We start from the raw sequence: 14,226 nt of genomic DNA, 5'->3' as shown, positions 1-14,226 counted from the left end.
ATTATTTATGTTTAGTAGCTGAAAGTTGGCGAATTTCAATAAGTTAGCTGCAATACAATCTCATTTCCAAAACTTGGTAAATTCTCCGGAAACGTTGGAAATTGGGTAAGTCCGGAAATCATTTTTGCTGTACTTTCTAGAGACAAAAAGCTCACAATTTTCCGAAGTTAACTATTTCAAACTTTCCTGCACCTACATTAAAATCACCTTTACCCTTAGCAAATGGTCCTGTTGGTATATCAAGCCACTTATCTTCTTTTGAGTGTGTAGCCATGCCTTTAATTATCTTACGCTCGTTTAATAAGCTTTGTGCTAGGTATTCAAGTTTATGCCTACTAATATCATGAAATGCAGCTGGTAATCTATGCCGCTGCTTAAACACCCCTGGTCCACCTGTATGCATAAATGGATGCCCTTCTTCTGCTGAAACTGCTATAGCTTGCATAAGTATCTTTTTTAAGTATTCATCGGATATTTTTTTGAGCTTAAATTCTTCAGATATATCTTCAAGCAAGCCAATTGAAGAACGCAAGTAAGTTCTTATACTCCTATCTGTTGACCCATTAGATTTAACTATAGCTTCTTGGTATACTGCATTATTAACTTTATTCATCTTGAATGTCTCAAATACAATGGTCTGATTGTCTGCAGAAGCAGGCCATAATGCAAAAGAACATCTGACTCCATCAACAAGCGCAGTAGTTCCTCTTATCGCCTCTCTTGCTTGCTCTACTGTTGTGATCGGTCCTCCACATTTAGGTTTTCTCATGTGATGTGCTACAATTGTAGTTGCTCCTGTTTCACTTGCCAAACTAGCAAGCAACCCCATTGTGTACCATCCCATCTCTGGATCCGCATTTATATCTGCATGGACGAATGATGTTAATGGATCAAAAACAATAAGTTTTAAATTGTTAATCGAGCTTAATTGTGCTCTGATATCTGCAAACTTTTCTGAAATTTCAGGACATTTGCCACGCATATTAGTTTTTACTACAGAAAAAGGTTCTCCTGTATTTGGTATAGGTACAATAAACAACCTATCTTGATATTCTGCCCTTTTACCTTCAGGATCAAGGCGATCGAGACGACGATGTATTTCATCTGCATCATCTTCTGCTGAAAAAATTACCACTGATCCATGTTCTGTCACAAGTGGACCAAAACCGCATGTTTGATCTGCGTTACTTGCAACTTTAAGTGCTAGATCAAGAAGAAGCATACCTTTACCTGTATCTCCCATAGCAGCTACTATTGAGGTAACACCTAAAGGGAATAAACCTTCAACAAGAAACCTTTGTATTGGTACTGGACCTAAATAACGACTCACACTCCAATCTAAAATGTTAAGTGGCTTTTTTGTAGATTTTTTTTCGATGAATTCCGAAATATTTATACCTTCTTGTACACCATCTGCAGCATCCCACCCTTTCGGTTTACCTTGTGGAATCTTAAGAACAACAAGTGATGCAACTCCGATCTCTAAAAGCTTTTTTTCAGCATTTTTTGCGTATTTATTACCTGCTTCATCATTGTCTGGCCATATAATAATGTGTTTACCTTTAAGTGGAGTCCAATCTGTTTTCTCAATAGGTGCATTTGCTCCAGACATCGCTGTTGTTGCAGTAATTCCTTGTTCTATCAGCGCTTCAGCACATTTTTCTCCTTCAACTAGAACAACTTTATCAGATTTTAAAATGCCTGGTATATTATATAGAGGCCTTATTTCTGGTGAAGCATAATTAAACGTTTTAACATCAAATGGACGATATTCTTTCTTTCCTTCAGGAGGGTCATAACGGTAAACTATAACTATAATCTGGTTGTCTTCATCGTAATAATTCCAGCTGTAAGTCATGTACTGTTCTAGATCTTTGATACTCTTTTTTTCTCTAGTGTGTTGTTTGCCAAGCCATTCGCTTATTGAAACTATTACCTCAGAAAACTCTGTCCTTGCATTCTTTCTATGCACAGCTGCCCAAAGGTCGATAATATCACCACCTTCTCCAGTTGCAAAATCATTCCATAGACCGGCTCTACTGCCATTCAGTTCTACTCTTAAACTTTTTCCTTTATTACCCCAGATATCACCTACTTGAAACTCATTTTTGTGAAAAGTTCCGTAAGGTAATAAGTACGAAAGACAAGATCTGATATTTTGTAAAAGCTGTGTTTTTAGGTCTGCTGTCTCTTTTGTTGAAAAATGATCCTGTGAATACATAAACTCTCCAGTTGCCTTAATTAATATAGTTCAATGTTTTTTGAAGAAGTGTACACGTACAGCAGTTGCAACTATTGCGATGGTTTATAAAATTTTCTGGTGAGTTTATTGATGAAACAAGAGAACAAAAAAACTGAACACTTTTTCGAAAAAAGTTGAACTTATATTATTAAGGGGAGAATGAAATGCAACCTCTCTCTAGTTAAGTAGCATAAGATTCTTGGATTTCCGTTGTTGGCCAACAAAAAAACTATAAACCGCTTTTTGATAGTACGTTGTAGGAACCAGACGATATTTTGGAATCAGTGCTACTTATAGTCAATGTTTTGGTGATTTTATGATAAAAGCAATAGATTTTTCAACTTTAAAGAACTCATCTCCATATAAAGAATTTATTATGCAAGATTGGCTTGCCATTGGAAGTCTCTCCTCTTTTTTTGGTGAACGCGGAACAAATAAATCTTTTTTAGTTCAAGAATTAATGACAGCTATTGCAACTGGTCAACAGTGGTCAGGTACAAGTTTTTTACCAGCTAAAGTTTATGGAGTATTTTCAGAATATGATGAAACCGAACTATTATGCCGTCAATATAAAATCAATAAAAGTTGTGAAATAAGCAACCTTGACAGAATGAAAATGATTTCCCTATTTGGTAAAGAAAATTTATTAATGACTTTTAATAACAATAATGTAGGAACACTCACTCCTCTATTTAATGAATTACTTAGTGATATTAAATCATTTAAACCTAAACTTGTAGTGCTAGATAAGGCATTAGACTTATTTGGAGGCGATGAAAATAATAATTCTCATGTTAGACAGTTTATTCATAGGTGCTGTGCTTATATAGCAAGAGAAGTTAATAGTTCTGTTTTGTTGTGTAAACATGGGTCAATAGGAGAAGTATGGCGTGATACAATAGAATTTCATATACACGCTTATCTAGATGAAAAAAGTAACTATCTAGAGGAAAAAAATAACGTACATGTAGAAATTTTACCGCAAAAGACTTTATTTGCCGGCAAGCTATAGATAAGTTCTTTAAATTTTAGAAAATAATATGTCAATCCTAACACTGGACCTCGGCAAACAAACGGGCTGGGCAATTCTAACAGATGGAGTAATTCAAAGTGGGAGCAAAAGCTTTCATGGTAGTCGTTTCAGTGGAGGTGGAATGTGTTTTTTAAGTTTTCGCAATTGGCTTAATTCTTTGAAGGACATTTCTGCAGTGTATTTTGAAGAAGTGAGAAGACATCTAGGAACTGATGCAGCGCATTGCTATGGCGGTTTTCTCGCAGTTCTGTCTGCTTGGTGTGAAGAACATCATGTGCCATACAAAGGTGTTAATGTTAAAACTATAAAACGCTTTATAGCAGGCAAAGGTAATGCAAGTAAGAGTGAAGTTATTGAAGCGATACGTGAAAAAAGTTTTTTACCTAGAGATGATAATGAGGCCGATGCTTTGGCATTAATGTTCTATATTAGTAAAGATATTAATAAGACGAAAAATCCATAAAAAGTGGGTCCTTTCGGCCATACTGGCGGGTTTGGTGGGTTTGACCCCAGGCCTTCTTTAGCGTCAGAGATATTTTGAATATTAACTTTTTAATTATTAAGAATTTAAATTATATGAATTTAGCAATCCACTATTATCCTACTCGAAACCTAGTTGAATATGAGCGTAATCCACGTAAAAATGACGATGTAGTCAACAGAATGTGTGCTTCAATCAGGGAATTCGGCTTTCGTATACCAATAGTTGCAAAAAGCGATGGAACTGTGGTTGATGGTCATTTAAGACTTAAAGCAGCAAGAAAACTTGGTATGGAAAGTATTCCTGTTGTTTTAAGTGATAATTTAAATGAACCACAAACTAAAGCTTTTCGGTTACTGGCAAATCAATCAGCTAATTGGGCAAAGTGGGATGATGAGCTTTTGAAAGTAGAAATTCAAGAGTTAGAAGATTTACAGTTTGATCTTAAAATGACTGGATTTGAATTAGAAAAAGTTCAACATTTCCTTGATGATTTAGATAGTGAAAAAGAAGATCTTTCTGACTTAGCTGTTGATGACAAAAAGGTAACAAAACCAGGTGATCTTTGGATTTTAGGTGATCATAGAATCTATTGTGGTGATAGCTCTGTAGTTGAATCATTTAAAGCAGTACTGGGCGATAAAATGGCAGACATTACTATTTGTGATCCTCCATATAACGTTGATTATGGTAGCAGTCAAGAAAGAGAAGATAAAAAAATATTAAATGATAATCAAGGTGAAAAGTATGAGCTTTTTCTCTACGACATCTGTTCCCATATTTTAGCATATACGAAAGGTGCAATTTACATCTGCATATCATCATCAGAGTTTTCAACGTTGCAAAAAGCATTTGAAGAGGCAGGAGGAAAATGGTCAACATTTATCATTTGGGCAAAGAATCATTTTACGCTAGGCAGGTCTGATTATCAAAGACAATACGAAGCAATGCTCTATGGATGGAAAAGGGGCAATAAACGTGAGTGGCATGGGGGTAGAAATCAAAGTGATCTGTGGTTTTATGATAAGCCAACACATAACTCATTACATCCAACAATGAAGCCAGTAGAGCTAATGGAGAGAGCAATAGTAAACAGCAGCAGATCAGGAGACATAGTACTTGATCCATTTAGCGGTTCTGGAAGTACACTGATTGCATGTGAGAGAACAGGAAGAATTTGCAGGACAATAGAGCTAGATTCAAAATTTGTAGATGTAACCATAAAACGTTGGCAAATATATACCGGAAGAGATGCCCTTTTAGCCAGTACTGGTAAAACTTTTGCGGAAATTCAAGAAGAAAATTCGTAAAAAGGAGCGAAAAGAGAGGAGGAAAAGAGTGGAAAAAATCACACAAACAGAATGGGCAAGAGAGATAGGAGTATCAAAGCAATATGTCTGTTATTTAGTAAAAAAAGGAATAGTTGAGTTGGAGGATGGACTCATTGACCGAGAACAAGCAAACAGGGCTATAGAAACAATCAGAGATCCAAGTCAACCACTGAGAAGAAAAAACTATTCAGAAAGCGGAGAAAAACTTTCCACGATGTTGCTTAAAACGCGAATAAAAAATGAAATGGAGCGAGGTAAACTTCTTGAGGTGAAAGCTAAGGCTGAGATAGGAGAACTTGTAGCAGTAGAGGAAGTAAAGCGCGATGCATTTAATGTAGCAAGAGTTGTGCGTAATAATTTGCTTAATATTCCCAATAGGGTTTCAGCACTGCTTGCATCACTGAGTGACACTGAAAAGATTCATATGGCGCTAACTGAAGAGATTACAAACTCATTACAAGAATTATCTAATACTAAATTTCAAATATAAAAAAGATTTTGAATATAAAATGGCTGATAACCTAAGTTTGGAGTTAATAAAGTGCCTCATCAATCAACCTGGATTAGATGTTAATGTCAGAGGATTAAATGGAAAGACACCACTACATTGCGCTATAGAGTTTGACGAATTAAGCATGGTAGATCTGCTACTCACAAAAAAGAATATCAATCCTTTTGTAGAAGATAATGATGGTAAAACATCTCTTGATTACGCCAAAGAAGGGAAAAAAGCAGAGATATTACAAGCGCTAATTAATAACAAATACGGGTCAGAACAAGATAGCTTACTTCATTTAGCTGCAATGATAGGTGAAGTTAATGCAGTTAGATATTTGATAGGAAAAGGTATTGACGTTAATGTACGAAATGCTTTGCACCATACTCCATTACATCTAGCAGCAGGCATAGGACATGCAGAAGTTGTAAAGATTTTGATAAGAGAAGGAAAAGCTGAAATCGAGGTTTTTGATGCACGAAATCAGACACCGATGCACTATGCAGTTAACAACAAAAAATTGGAGATAGTAAAGTTATTACTGGAGCTAGGAGCAGATGTAAATAGCGCACGTGTAGGACAAAACTCGATGAAATTATCACCTGTTCATATAGCTGTAAGTAATACTAATTACGATGAAAGAGATTTGTGTTTGGATATCCTCAAATGCTTAATAAGGGAGCCTAATGCTCAAGTCAATTTGCAAGACTATGAAAATAAAACACTACTACATTACGCTGAAAGACTGAAAACAATAGAAGTTTTACTAACGCGAGAAGATATAGACCCTCTGGTAAAAGACGATAGCGGTAAAACACCATTTGATTACGCTAAACCTGAGATAAAGAAGGCTTTGATGAGTAATAAATACGGTTCTGAAAAGAATAGTCTACTCCATTTAGCTGCACAAAGAGGAGAAATTGAGATTGTAGATGCAATTTTAAAAGAAGAAATCGATATTAATATTGTAAATAATAAAGGTCTATCACCAGTTTACCTTGCTGCGGAAAAAGGGCATTTACATGTAGTAAAGTTATTGCTGAAAAAAGGAGCAAATTATACACCTGTTCTGCACTTAGCAATCAAGTCAAATAATTTAGAATTGCTAAAAACTTTATTTAAAGAAAAGAGCATCAAATTACCAGACGAGATAGGCAAGTCTGTACCAGTTTATTATAGGTGTATAGAACATAGAGATGCAAAAGTAAGAAAATACAACAATGTGATCTGTGTTTTTACCTCAGTAAGTGCAGTAGCAATAGCGGTATGTATAGGGTTAACAGCAACAACAATAAGCAATGCAATCATTTTTGCAACAATAACAGGGATATTTGCACTTATTATAGCAATAATGATAAGTGAGGTGAGCAAAAGATATATAGAAAACGAATTTCAGAAAAAGATGTTTATGGAACTGGAGGAGTGTAGTTCTACTGTTAATGACGTTGAGTTAGAACCAGTTATGAGTAGATGCAGACAATGATATACGCTACATCTTTTTCTGAAGGTTTAAGACCAGATCCGCAGCTTAAAGTATCAGAGTGGGCGAATGAGTATCGAGTTTTAGCGCCAACTGCAGCATCAGAGCCAGGTAAATGGAGAACAGAGAAAACTCCTTATTTAAAAGAAATCATGGATTCACTTTCTCCTTCTTCACAGGCTGAAAAAGTAGTATTCATGAAAGGAGCACAGATTGGAGGAACAGAAGCTGGTAACAATTGGATTGGCTATATCATAGATCAAACACCAGGTCCAATGTTAGTAGTACAGCCGACAGTTGAAATGGGAAAACGTTGGTCAAAGGGAAGATTTGCACCGTTGATAGAGAGTACACCATGTTTAAAAAATAAAGTAAAAGATCCAAGGTCAAGAGATTCAGGCAATACTGTACAAAGTAAGGAATTTCCAGGTGGAATAGTAGTAATAACCGGAGCAAACAGCAGTGTAGGACTTCGTTCTATGCCAGTAAAATATCTCTTTCTTGATGAAATAGACGCCTATCCAGGAGATTCAGGAGGTGAAGGAGATCCAGTACTGCTTAGTATTGCTCGAACTAATACATTTGCACGGCGAAAGATTTTTTTAGTGTCAACGCCAACGATTCATGGAATAAGTAGAATTGAAAAGGAATTTGAAGCAACGGATAAGAGATATTTTTTTGTACCATGTCCGCATTGTAATTACTATCAAGTATTAAAATGGTCACAAATAAAATGGGAAAACAATGACTCAAAAACAGCACACTATATATGTATAGAATGTGGTGAAAAGATAGAAAATCATCAAAAGACAGAGATGCTTGAGCGTGGAGAATGGAGGCCTACTAATAGAGTAAAAGGTGAGAAAAAAGGATTTCATCTTTCAAGTCTTTATAGTCCAGTTGGCTGGTATAGTTGGCAACAAGCAGTAGAAGATTTTCTCCATGCAAAGGAAAGTGAACAATTACTGAAAGTTTGGATAAATACCACACTTGGAGAAACCTGGGTAGATAAAGGAGAAGTACCAGACTGGAAGCAATTATTTAACAGAAGAGAATCTTTTCAGATTGGTACAGTACCAAAAGGCGAAGTGGTACTCACAGCAGGAGTAGATGTACAAAAAGATCGGTTAGAAGTAGAAGTTGTAGCCTGGGGAAAAAGCCGTGAAAGTTGGTCAATAGACTACCAAGTATTTGAAGGAGATACTGGGGGTGGAGAAGTATGGAAAAAACTTTCAGAGTTACTCAATCATCATTTTATTGGTGAAAATGGGTTTGAATATATGATAAGTATGATGGCGGTTGATGCAGGGTATGCAACGCAGGAAGTTTACAACTGGGTGAGAAGTCATCAAGGGTCTGGAAGAGTGATGGCAGTCAAAGGTGTAAATAAAGCACTAGTACCACTTAGCAGCCCAAGTAGAGTAGATATAACAGTTGGTGGTCAAAAGCTGAAAAGAGGAATAAAGCTATGGCCAGTAGGAGTATCGATATTAAAGTCAGAGCTTTTTCAATTACTTAATATTTTGAAAGAAGAAGAGGGAAAAGCTCTACCTGGATATTGTCATTTTCCCGAGTATGCACCTGAATATTTTAAACAGCTAACGGCAGAGCAATTAGTCAGCAAGGTAGTAAAAGGATACACCAAACAAGAGTGGCAAAAGGTAAGAGAAAGAAATGAAGTACTGGATTGCCGAATTTATGCGAGAGCAGCATCTATTGCTCTTGGTATTGATAGGTGGTCAGAGAGTAAATGGAATAGTTTGAGTGGAAAAATGGAAAGCAAAAAGCCCAAAAAATTAAGACAGAGTAAATGGCTTGGTAATCAAAATGTACAGTGAAGAGTATTTAACTCAAGTTGAGAAAGCAATTCAAAAACTGCAAAGCGGAGAAAGAGTTGTCTCAATTGCATATGGTGACCATGTTGTGCGGTACGGGGAAGTTCAAATAAAGGATTTATTGGAGCTCAGGCAACGAATAAAAGCGGGGTTAAAAGTTGCAGGTATGAGGCCAAAGAGGAAAATTGTTTTTTCAACGAGTAAAGGAATTTTATAAATGCTGCTCAAAACCTTCAAGCAATTATTTAACAAACCAAAGATAAAAAGCTCTGCATGGGATGCAGCAGGCTCAGGAAGAAGATTTTTTCACTTTCAACCAGAGTTAGGAAGCATAAATAATTTACTTTCTCAGAGCCTTGGGCACTTACGTAGCCGCTCTCGTGACATGGTGAGAAAAAATCCATATGCAGCAAATATCATTGATATAATAGTAAGTAACTCTATTGGAACAGGAATAAAACCACAATCAAAAGCAAGAGATGGAGAATTTCGAAAGAAAGTGCAAGAATTATGGCTAAAATGGACAGATGAAGCAGATAGCTGTGGAATAAGTGATTTTTATGGATTACAAGCTCTAGTATGCAGAAATATGATAGAGGGAGGAGAATGTTTTGTATGTTTAAGAACGAGAAAGCTGGAAGATAGATTTTCTGTGCCATTACAACTGCAAGTACTTGAGTCTGAACATTTAGATAATAAAACAAATCAAACTTTAGGAAATGGTAATGTAATAAGAAACGGGATTGAGTTTAACAAGCTTGGGCAAAGAGAAGCATATTACCTATTTAAAGAACACCCTGGTGAAGGCTCGTTTGGAGAATCAGTGAGAGTGCCAGCAAATGATGTTTTACATATTTATAGACCATTAAGACCTGGGCAAATCAGAGGGGAGCCTTGGCTTTCTAATATACTGCTGAAGCTTTATGAGCTTGATCAATATGATGATGCAGAGCTGGTGAGAAAGAAAACTGCAGCAATGTTTGCTGGATTTATTACAAGACTCGATCCAGAAGCAAATATCATGGGAGAAGGTGAAGCAAGTGAGCAAGGAGTAGCATTATCTGGCCTAGAACCTGGAACAATGCAGCTTTTAGACCCAGGAGAAGATATAAAATTTTCAGAGCCGTCTGATGTTGGAGGAAGTTATGAAGCATTCATGAGACAGCAACTGAGGGCAATAGCAATAGGTACAGGAATAACATATGAGCAGCTAACAGGAGATTTAACAGGTGTTAATTATTCATCCATTCGAGCGGGATTAATAGAGTTTCGTCGTCGATGCGCTATGCTGCAACATAACATTATGGTATTCCAGTTTTGCAGACCAGTATGGAGTAGATGGCTAGAGTTAGCAGTACTTTCTGGAGAACTCTGTATAGATGAAAAAGTAGTAAAAGCAGCGAAAGAAGAAGTAAAATGGATACCACAGGGATTTGATTGGGTGGATCCACTGAAAGACCAGCAAGCACAGCAAATGGCAGTAAGGAATGGATTTAAGAGTCGAGCAGAAGTAGTATCAGAAATGGGTTACGATGTAGAAGAAATTGACCAAGAAATAGCAGAAGATCAAAAGCGTGCAAATAGTCTCAACTTAATGTTTGACTCTGATTGTAAAGGATTATGATGCTCTTAGGAAAACCATTAATGCTTGAACCAAGGAGTTTTGAGCTGCTATCGTTATACAAAGAAAAACAGCCAATTTTCAAAAATCACTCCATCAAAAGTAACGTAGAAAGAACTGCAATTATACCAATTCATGGAATTTTAACTAAAAAACCGGGTGCGTTTGATGAAATGCTCGGGATGACATCATATGAGCAAATAGAAGTACAAGTAAAGCAAGCATTAGAAGATAGTAGTATAGAGACTATTTTACTGGACATAGATAGTCCCGGAGGAGAAGTAAACGGTATTTTCGACTTAGCTGATTTTATCTACAGTGCAAGAGCAAAAAAGAGAATTGTGGCAATAGCAAACGATGATGTGTACTCTGCTGCATATGCTATAGCTTCTAGCGCTGAAAAGATTTTTCTCACCCGCACTTCAGGAGTTGGGAGTATAGGAGTAATAGCAAGTCATATAGATCAAAGTGGGTTTGATGAAAAATGTGGAATAAAATACACAACTATTTTTACAGGCAAGAGAAAGAATGATTTAAATCCACATGAGCCGATAAGTTCAGAAAGCTTAAAAAGTTTAGAGGAGGAAGTAAATCGCTTATATGAAATTCTGACTGAACTTATAGCACGTAACAGAGGACTTTCTGTACAAGCAATAAAAAATACAGAAGCAGGGCTTTATTTTGGCAAGAATGCAATAGAAGTGGGACTTGCAGACGGAATTACAATTCTTTCATCTATTAATAAAAACAGGAGTATTACTATGAATGAACAAACTAGAACTGACCTAGAAACTGATAATTTAACTAAGTATCGTAATGAAGTTCTTGAATTAATACGTTTATGTAACTTATCACGAATGCCAGAGAAAATAGGAGAATTTATTGAGCAGGGCGTAAGTGTTGAGCAAGCCAGGGAAGTTTTAATGGAACTGCTAGCAGAGCGAACGAAGAAGACAGAAATACTGAGTGCAATACCACAGAATTCAGGAGAAGATTTAATGATACAGGTAGCAAGAAGTCGTAGGAGTTAAAGTATTTTTATAACCGCCGTATATAGCATTGATAAAAGCGGCGGTAAGCAGTTAAGGAGAGAAATTTATGAGTTGTATAAGCGAACAAAATAATCTAGGTGACTTATTAAAGTATGAGGTATCAAGTCTATATTCAAGAGACCAAATAACTGTAGCGAAAGGTCAAAATATTAAACTTGGTACAGTAGTTGCCAAGAAGACAGATGATGGTTTTATTAGAGTGCTGAACCCCACTGGAACAGACGGCACACAAACAGCAGTAGGAGTAATTACAACCGATATACATAGCAAAGATTCTGATATGAAAGGAGTGATTATTACTCGCAGTGCAATGCTAGCAGATCATGCAGTTGTGTGGCCAGCAAATATCACTGAAGAGCAGAAAAATGCAGCAATAAAGCAACTTGAAGGACGAGGGATCATTATCCGCAAGGGAGCTTAAAAAAACTATTAAAAATACAAAAGGGGGAAAAGAAAAAATGCAAAATCCATTTACAAACACAGCATTTAGCATGACGGCACTAACAAATGCGATGAATATATTGCCGATAAATTATGGACGTGTTGAAAATTTAAATTTGTTTCCAAGTAGGTCAGTAAGATTTAGACATATTACGATAGAAGAACACAACGGAGTGTTAAGTTTACTACCAACGCAAGTACCCGGAGCACCAGCAACAGTAGGAAAAAGAGGAAAAAGAAAGATAAGAACATTTACGATTCCGCACATTCCGCATGATGATGTAGTGCTGCCAGAAGAAGTACAAGGAATAAGGGCATTTGGATCAGAGAGTGAACTTAAAGCGCTTGCAGATGTAATAACTGATCATTTGCAGCTAATGAGAAACAAACATGCAATAACATTAGAGCATTTGCGAATGGGAGCGCTAAAAGGAATAATTTTAGATGCTGATGGGTCAGAATTATTAAATCTGTACAACGAATTTGAAATCACACCAAAAGTAGTAAATTTTGCACTAGGAACTGCAACAACTGATGTAAAGCGTAAGTGTATGGAAGTACTCCGGCATATAGAAGATAATCTAAGTGGTGAATATATGACCGGAATTCATGCCTTGGTAAGCCCTGAGTTTTTTGATGCACTAACTTCGCATAGTAAAGTGAAAGAAGCATACGAGAGATGGCAAGAAGGAGCAGCGCTAAGGAATGATATGAGATCAGGATTTACGTTTTGTGGAATCACGTTTGAGGAATATAGAGGGCAAGCAACTGATCCTGAAGGAACCGTAAGAAGGTTTATAGAAAGAGATACAGGACACTGTTTTCCAGTAGGAACAGCGAGCACATTTACAACATATTTTGCACCAGCAGATTTTAATGAAACAGTAAATACACTAGGACAGCCACTATATGCAAAACAAGAGCCAAGAAGATTTGATAGAGGGACTGATTTGCATACGCAGTCAAACCCTCTGCCAATGTGCCACCGTCCAGCGATACTAGTCAAGATCGTTGCAACATAGGTAGAGCAAATATAAAGCGGTGTGAGGCAGAAGAATGCTTTACCTCTTCTTAGCATATAAATGTTAGTATATAGCGGAGAAACGTGCAAGAGAATATTAAGAGATTATTTAAAGATTGTTTTGCCCATTTAGGAGAAGTGGCTTTATATAAATCAAAGGATAAGTCATATATGGTACAGGTATTAAAGCAACAGCCAGATAAATTATACGAGATTGGTGAAGGACAATTTGTGGGAGAGATGCTTTTTCTTGAGGTAAGCATTTTTGATATACTGAGGCCAATTGTAGGAGATATTTTTGTTATAGGTGATTGCAAATACAAAATACACACACCACCACTTAGAGATAAATCTGGAATGGTCTGGCGAATCGAAGCGTATGGGGTGTAAAATGTCTGTGCATATAGAAGTTAATAGTAATGAGGTAATAGAAAGTGTAAATGCTAAAAGAAAAAAAATAGAATTAGCAATAGTGAGAGCGTTAAACAGAACAGCACTATGGCTAAAATTGAAGACAGCAAAAGAAATTAGTGAGGAAAAGAAGATAAAATTAAGTTTGATAAGAAAGAGATTAAGAATTTTTAAGGCAAAAACTAGCAGATTAGAAGTGTTAATTAGAGCAAATCTCTATGACATTAGAGCATCAACAATTGGTAAAATACAAAAAACAAGAAGAGGATCGAAAGTAGGAAAGCATGAGTTTATAGTAGGATTTGCAGCAGTTATGCCAAAAGGAAATAGCGGTATGTTTAAACGTGAAGGAAGAGCAGCATTGCCAATAAAGGAAGTAAAACTACCGCTGGAACCAGAAGGCTCAAGAATAATAAAAGACCTTGTTAATTATGAGAGTGAGAGAGAGTTTGAGAAATACTTTAAGCATGAGCTAAACTATATTTTAAAGATATGACAAAGTTCTGGACAGATTTACATCAAACAATTTGCAGCACACTGAAGGAAGAAATACCGTCTATACAGACATGTGAAATTTATCCATCGATAAGAAAAGAATTATTAGCGCCAGCGTTATTTGTAGAGCTTGTGAGTTTAGAATCGGGAAAAGATCCAGGAACAGAAGAATTAGCACTGAAAGCAAGATTTGAAGCACGAATTGTGATTGATAGCACAATAGAAAATGCAGCTATTATTGTCAGAACATTAGCAGCAGAAGTAGCAAGAGTAGTAAATAAAAATAC

14 protein-coding genes and 1 pseudogene are annotated in these 14,226 nt (G+C 36.4%); 14 read left to right on the top strand and 1 reads right to left on the bottom strand.

Annotated elements, in window-relative coordinates; all coding sequences use genetic code 11:
• Nucleotides 1-151: 151 nt before the first annotated feature.
• Complete coding sequence (locus DM84_RS01085; RefSeq protein WP_250777749.1) at nt 152-2,221, bottom strand: AAA family ATPase; 2,070 nt, start codon at nt 2,219-2,221, stop codon at nt 152-154.
• 337 nt (nt 2,222-2,558) lie between these two features.
• On the opposite strand from DM84_RS01085, the gene DM84_RS01080 reads away from it, so the two are divergent.
• The 14 genes and pseudogenes from DM84_RS01080 to DM84_RS01015 form a co-directional block, all read left to right on the top strand.
• Nucleotides 2,559-3,254, top strand: a complete 696-nt coding sequence (locus DM84_RS01080) for an AAA family ATPase (RefSeq protein WP_250777748.1) — start codon at nt 2,559-2,561, stop codon at nt 3,252-3,254.
• A 28-nt stretch (nt 3,255-3,282) separates the two neighbouring features.
• Nucleotides 3,283-3,738: a crossover junction endodeoxyribonuclease RuvC gene (locus DM84_RS01075; protein WP_114517455.1), complete on the top strand. Its 456-nt coding sequence runs from the start codon at nt 3,283-3,285 to the stop codon at nt 3,736-3,738.
• Nucleotides 3,739-3,851: 113 nt separating this feature from the next.
• Complete coding sequence (locus DM84_RS01070) at nt 3,852-5,066, top strand: DNA modification methylase (protein ID WP_250777747.1); 1,215 nt, start codon at nt 3,852-3,854, stop codon at nt 5,064-5,066.
• Nucleotides 5,067-5,094: 28 nt separating this feature from the next.
• Nucleotides 5,095-5,577 carry a hypothetical protein gene (locus tag DM84_RS01065; protein ID WP_250777745.1) on the top strand — a complete coding sequence of 161 codons (483 nt, stop codon included), beginning with the start codon at nt 5,095-5,097 and terminating at the stop codon, nt 5,575-5,577.
• Nucleotides 5,578-5,596: 19 nt separating this feature from the next.
• The gene (locus DM84_RS01060) at nt 5,597-7,066 is read left to right on the top strand and encodes an ankyrin repeat domain-containing protein (RefSeq protein WP_250777743.1); all 1,470 of its coding nucleotides are present in this window, start codon (nt 5,597-5,599) and stop codon (nt 7,064-7,066) included.
• Nucleotides 7,063-8,901 carry a phage terminase large subunit family protein gene (locus tag DM84_RS01055; RefSeq protein WP_250777741.1) on the top strand — a complete coding sequence of 613 codons (1,839 nt, stop codon included), beginning with the start codon at nt 7,063-7,065 and terminating at the stop codon, nt 8,899-8,901. Before DM84_RS01060 ends, DM84_RS01055 begins: the two co-directional genes overlap by 4 nt.
• Nucleotides 8,891-9,115 carry a gpW family head-tail joining protein gene (locus DM84_RS01050; RefSeq protein WP_191110931.1) on the top strand — a complete coding sequence of 75 codons (225 nt, stop codon included), beginning with the start codon at nt 8,891-8,893 and terminating at the stop codon, nt 9,113-9,115. The genes DM84_RS01055 and DM84_RS01050 overlap by 11 nt, the downstream gene beginning before the upstream one ends.
• Nucleotides 9,116-10,522 (top strand): phage portal protein, encoded by a 1,407-nt coding sequence (locus tag DM84_RS01045; RefSeq protein ID WP_250777738.1) that lies wholly within the window; start codon nt 9,116-9,118, stop codon nt 10,520-10,522.
• Nucleotides 10,522-11,550, top strand: a complete 1,029-nt coding sequence (locus DM84_RS01040) for a S49 family peptidase (protein ID WP_250777751.1) — start codon at nt 10,522-10,524, stop codon at nt 11,548-11,550. Before DM84_RS01045 ends, DM84_RS01040 begins: the two co-directional genes overlap by 1 nt.
• A 67-nt stretch (nt 11,551-11,617) precedes the next feature.
• The gene (locus DM84_RS01035) at nt 11,618-11,992 is read left to right on the top strand and encodes a head decoration protein (RefSeq protein WP_250777735.1); all 375 of its coding nucleotides are present in this window, start codon (nt 11,618-11,620) and stop codon (nt 11,990-11,992) included.
• Nucleotides 11,993-12,029: 37 nt separating this feature from the next.
• On the top strand, nt 12,030-13,034 hold the full coding sequence (locus tag DM84_RS01030; protein ID WP_250777733.1) for a major capsid protein: 1,005 nt from the start codon (nt 12,030-12,032) through the stop codon (nt 13,032-13,034).
• Between the two features lie 83 nt (nt 13,035-13,117).
• Nucleotides 13,118-13,423, top strand: coding sequence for a head-tail joining protein (locus DM84_RS01025; protein ID WP_052265018.1), 306 nt, complete (start codon nt 13,118-13,120; stop codon nt 13,421-13,423).
• Between the two features lies 1 nt (nt 13,424).
• Entirely contained in the window at nt 13,425-13,940 is a 516-nt protein-coding gene (locus DM84_RS01020; protein WP_250777750.1) for a phage tail protein, read from the top strand.
• A pseudogene (locus tag DM84_RS01015) lies at nt 13,937-14,226 on the top strand (hypothetical protein); the annotation flags it as partial. The gene DM84_RS01020 and the pseudogene DM84_RS01015, both read left to right, overlap by 4 nt.

It is taken from the genome of Wolbachia pipientis (genome assembly GCF_023661085.1).
In the GTDB taxonomy this organism is placed as follows: domain Bacteria; phylum Pseudomonadota; class Alphaproteobacteria; order Rickettsiales; family Anaplasmataceae; genus Wolbachia.
Note: the sequence above shows the minus strand (reverse complement) of the source record. Positions and strands in the feature narration are given on the sequence as shown.

Bases quoted from the DNA above. Each gene is read 5' to 3' on its own strand.
- DM84_RS01085 (WP_250777749.1), bottom strand. From the start codon at position 2,221: ATGTATTCACAGGATCATTTTTCAACAAAAGAGACAGCAGACCTAAAA.
- DM84_RS01080 (WP_250777748.1), top strand. From the start codon at position 2,559: ATGATAAAAGCAATAGATTTTTCAACTTTAAAGAACTCATCTCCATAT.
- DM84_RS01075 (WP_114517455.1), top strand. From the start codon at position 3,283: ATGTCAATCCTAACACTGGACCTCGGCAAACAAACGGGCTGGGCAATT.
- DM84_RS01070 (WP_250777747.1), top strand. From the start codon at position 3,852: ATGAATTTAGCAATCCACTATTATCCTACTCGAAACCTAGTTGAATAT.
- DM84_RS01060 (WP_250777743.1), top strand. From the start codon at position 5,597: ATGGCTGATAACCTAAGTTTGGAGTTAATAAAGTGCCTCATCAATCAA.
- DM84_RS01055 (WP_250777741.1), top strand. From the start codon at position 7,063: ATGATATACGCTACATCTTTTTCTGAAGGTTTAAGACCAGATCCGCAG.
- DM84_RS01050 (WP_191110931.1), top strand. From the start codon at position 8,891: ATGTACAGTGAAGAGTATTTAACTCAAGTTGAGAAAGCAATTCAAAAA.
- DM84_RS01045 (WP_250777738.1), top strand. From the start codon at position 9,116: ATGCTGCTCAAAACCTTCAAGCAATTATTTAACAAACCAAAGATAAAA.
- DM84_RS01040 (WP_250777751.1), top strand. From the start codon at position 10,522: ATGCTCTTAGGAAAACCATTAATGCTTGAACCAAGGAGTTTTGAGCTG.
- DM84_RS01035 (WP_250777735.1), top strand. From the start codon at position 11,618: ATGAGTTGTATAAGCGAACAAAATAATCTAGGTGACTTATTAAAGTAT.
- DM84_RS01030 (WP_250777733.1), top strand. From the start codon at position 12,030: ATGCAAAATCCATTTACAAACACAGCATTTAGCATGACGGCACTAACA.
- DM84_RS01020 (WP_250777750.1), top strand. From the start codon at position 13,425: ATGTCTGTGCATATAGAAGTTAATAGTAATGAGGTAATAGAAAGTGTA.